The following is a 3,739-nucleotide window of genomic DNA, read 5'->3' on the forward strand; positions in this document are numbered from 1 at the left end:
CCGAGCCGCGCCAATAGTACGGCCGCACCCGGGCCGCTGCCTTCGCCGGTGCCTCCTCCGTGGCGGTGCTCCGGCCAGACCACCGCCCCGAGGACCGGAGCCACGAGCACACCCACCCAGGCGCCCCCGGAGCAGAAGATGGGGGAATGAGTCGGCGTGTCAGCAGCGCCAACGCAGAAGCCAGTAGGGCTACGAACCGCATGGGAACCCCTCCTCGGGGAGCTGTGGATGAGTGCTACTGCCATCCTGGATCCGCCGAACTGAATTCGCAATAAGGAAAATGCAATTGGTGGATATGTCTGGTTCGGTGTGCCGGCCAGGCCAACCCCGTCGTATGGTGATCGCATGGCCACCCGCTACAGCCCGAGTGCTCGTCGTCGGCGCCTATCCATGCTTCTCCGGCAGCTACGCGAGGAGCGAGGCATGCGCGTCAATGACGTAGACGCCCAGCTCGACTGGTCGTCCGGCAAGATCAGCCGCATGGAGCGCAATGAGTGGAAGCTCCCCAGCGTGCGCGACATGGAGGACCTGGCGCGGCTCTACGAGGTCGATGAGTCGATACGCGAAGCCCTCATCGCGCTTGCCCGACAAGCACGTACACGCGGCTGGTGGGTGCAGCATAAGGATGTGCTGCGCGGCAGCTTGCCTGATTGGGAGTCTGGCGCGTCGATGATCCGCACCTACGAGGGGATGCTCGTGCCGGGGCTCTTGCAGTCGCCGGACTATGCAGCCGCGATCCTGCGCTCTGGTCGCGTCTTAGGTGACGACGAGATCCGCCGGAAAGTAGATCTCCGCATGGAACGCCAGAAGATCCTGGACCATGAGGAGGCACCGCGACTCTGGGCGATCATCGACGAGTCCGCACTGCGGAAGCGTATCGGCGGCGAGAAGGTGATTCGTGGTCAGATTGAGCACCTACTCACGATGGCTGAGCGCTCCAACATCGACCTCTCCGTGATCTACGACCACTCCGGGGCACACCCTGCGCTCGGTGACACTTTTGTCATCCTGGACTACCCCGATCCTGAGGACCTACCACTGGTGTATATCGAGACCGCAACGGAGGATCTGATCGTCGAGGATCCTGAGGCGATCCAGTACTACGTGCAAATGTTCGGACACACCTACAATGCGGGCGCATCACCCGATGAGTCAGTGTCCTACCTTGAGTCCCTACTCAAGTAAGCAGAGGAAGTTAACTTTATGCACTCATCCGTCCACAACTGGCGCACGTCTAGTTACAGTGCGCATGGCGACAACACCTGCGTTGAGGTCGGCGATCTTCACGGCGCGGTCGCGATGCGCGACTCCCAGCATCCGGAGCTCGGCCACCTAACTGTTCCTGTTCCAGAGTGGACGGCTTTCATGGTGGCTATTCGGTCGGGTGGTCTATAGGGTCACCAATGGCAAAAGCCCCCGACAGGTACGCCTGACGGGGGCTTCGTACTCATCCAGTACGCACCTAACCCCGCCACACGGTCACCGATCCGACGGCACAGCCGGGTACTCGCCGCCCACTCCCGAATCCCGTAGTTGGGTTCAGGGTTGGGTGCCTTTGCCGTTGCAGGCGTCGCAGCGTACCCAGACCTCTCGGGGGCCGCCGTCACCCTCCTGGCTCTGCGGCACCTCGCCGCGGCCCCGGCATACGGGACACTCTTGAGGTTCCTGGCGATGCTTGCCCATCAGTGTGTCACCTCTGTTAGCTGGTTGTTGGGGGAATCCAGCCAGATGTGCTGGCCTGTGGTGTTCACCGTGAGGCCAAGACGTTCCAGGGCCGGCTCGCCGAGGTGCACCCACGCCTGGAACGCAGCCTCCAGCTCGTCCCAGAGATTGCGTGGCCCGCGCTGTCGAACCTCGGCTGTGCCGCCGGTGGGAGGTTGGATCGCGATCGCGTGGGAGTCACTGACCCATTCCCGCAGTGTCGCTCGAAACGTGCTGTCGACCGGGTTACTTCCACCACCACTGAACGACACCCCCGGAAGAAGCCCCGCCAGAGCGACCTCGAACGCGGTGCCCGCCGCGGCGATCCGCCGCGGATCGATGGCGCTGCTGCGTTCCCGGGGTTCCCCGCGGATGGGCGCGAACGGGTCCCGCTGAGCGCGCAGCGGCATGAACGCACACACTCGGTGAAAGCGCCCAATGGCCGCGCCATCGGTCACGGTCAGCCGGGTCCGTAGGTTCGTCATGCCCACACTGGGACTCCACGGCACAACGATGATGCCTCCGGGGCGCGCCTGTTCCACCCAGGTGTAGGGGATGGTGACGACCCCGCAGGTCACGTGGATCCGATCGAACGGTGTCCCATCGGGGTCACCCACAGTGCCGTCTCCGACGACGAGCCGGGGAGTGAACCCCGCACGATCAAGATGTTCCTTGGCCTGCGCGGCGATCTGCTCGTCCACCTCGATGCTGGTCACCTGCTGCGCACCGAGGTAGGCCGACAGCAGCGCCGCCGTCCAGCCCGTTCCCGTACCCACCTCCAGCACCCGATCTCCCGGGTAGGGATCCAAGAGCCGGAGCATGTCGAACACCAGGGACGGAGCCGAACTGGAACTGGTCAACCGGTGTGGATTCCGGTCCACGTTCTCTGTGGTCAGTTCCACGTCTCCATCAACGATTTGGGTCACCAGCGCCACATCACGCTGGACAGCCTGGCGCCACTCCTGAGTGGCGAGCTGACGATCCACCACCCCGACCCCCGGCACCCACGCCCGTTCCGGAACGAACCACTCCCGTGGCGCGGCCCGCAGCGCCGCCGCCCACTCCGCATTCGGGGCGAACTCCTCCAGGGGGTCCTGCTCGGGCTCAACCATCGGGGGTTCGGCCTCTCCACGCGCGACACCACGAACCACCCCACCCCTACCCCACCGTGACCACGACGTCACCCTGTGGCCGAGTGCGGCCAGAGGCCGGACCCACTGCGGCGGCGGGGCAGCCGAGCGGTCCGGGATCCGCCTTGCGGCCTTTCTGGAATTTTTCTAGCCGGCAGGCCCCGGCATCCCCCGGCAGGCCCCGCACGACCCCGTCAGGCCACGCGCGTCCGAGCTGATCACCTGCGCATATGCTGATGACCATGGTCCACGCGGCCGTACCCCTTTCTTTGCATACCAGAGGCCAGGGGTTCGACTCCCCTTGGCTTCATGAGGATTGCGTGGGTCAGGTTCTCGCCCCCTGGTGACGGAGGAGGAACCACCGTTCCCGTATCCGGGGGGTGATCCCCGGACTGTTGCGGACTGTGCAGTACGTGCGGTCGGTGGTATCCGTGTACACGTGTGCTCTGTCCGGCGTTCCTCGGTAGCACCATGTGTGACACGATGGCAGCGCCAGCGCCGTCCTGACCTTGGCTTTCCTCTGTAGCGCGGCGGTGTTCGGGGGAACTACGTCCTGTAGTACCGTCTGGCGCATGGACATCCTGTTCTCAGTTCTGCTGTTTCTGCATCTATTGGGCATGGCCGGGATCCTCAGCGGCTGGCTGATGCAGCTCATCTCCGGGCACGCGAAGTCACCCAAGGTGCTGCTGCACAGCACCATCCTCCAGGTTGTTACCGGACTGGCGCTGGTGACCTTCCTGGAGATGGGTCTGGTCGACGCAGATCCGGACCATATGAAGGTCACTGCCAAGACCGTGGTGGGTGTCGCCATCCTGGTGCTCGCGATCCTCAATATGCGCAAGCCGTCGCTGCGGCTGGCCAACATCGCGGGGATCCTCGGGATCCTCAATGTGGCGGTGGCCGTGTTC

General features: G+C 64.4%; 4 protein-coding genes. 3 read left to right on the forward strand and 1 reads right to left on the reverse strand.

Translation table 11 applies throughout. From position 1 onward, the window contains the following. The first annotated feature begins 390 nt into the window (after positions 1-390). Positions 391-1,185 (forward strand): helix-turn-helix domain-containing protein, encoded by a 795-nt coding sequence (locus RIF23_RS20555; RefSeq protein WP_310914291.1) that lies wholly within the window; start codon positions 391-393, stop codon positions 1,183-1,185. An 18-nt stretch (positions 1,186-1,203) separates the two neighbouring features. Continuing rightward, a complete protein-coding gene (locus RIF23_RS20560; RefSeq protein WP_310914288.1) occupies positions 1,204-1,395 on the forward strand; it encodes a DUF397 domain-containing protein in 192 nt (63 codons plus the stop codon). 287 nt (positions 1,396-1,682) lie between these two features. Here the strand turns inward: RIF23_RS20560 and RIF23_RS20565 are convergent, their stop codons facing one another. Then, positions 1,683-2,813, reverse strand: coding sequence for a protein-L-isoaspartate O-methyltransferase family protein (locus tag RIF23_RS20565; protein WP_310914289.1), 1,131 nt, complete (start codon positions 2,811-2,813; stop codon positions 1,683-1,685). Between the two features lie 590 nt (positions 2,814-3,403). Between RIF23_RS20565 and RIF23_RS20570 the strand changes: the two genes are divergently transcribed. Continuing rightward, on the forward strand, positions 3,404-3,739 hold a 336-nt coding region (locus tag RIF23_RS20570), incomplete at its 3' end, for a hypothetical protein (RefSeq protein ID WP_310914290.1).

It is taken from the genome of Lipingzhangella rawalii, assembly GCF_031628175.1.
Lineage (GTDB): Bacteria > Actinomycetota > Actinomycetes > Streptosporangiales > Streptosporangiaceae > Lipingzhangella_A > Lipingzhangella_A rawalii.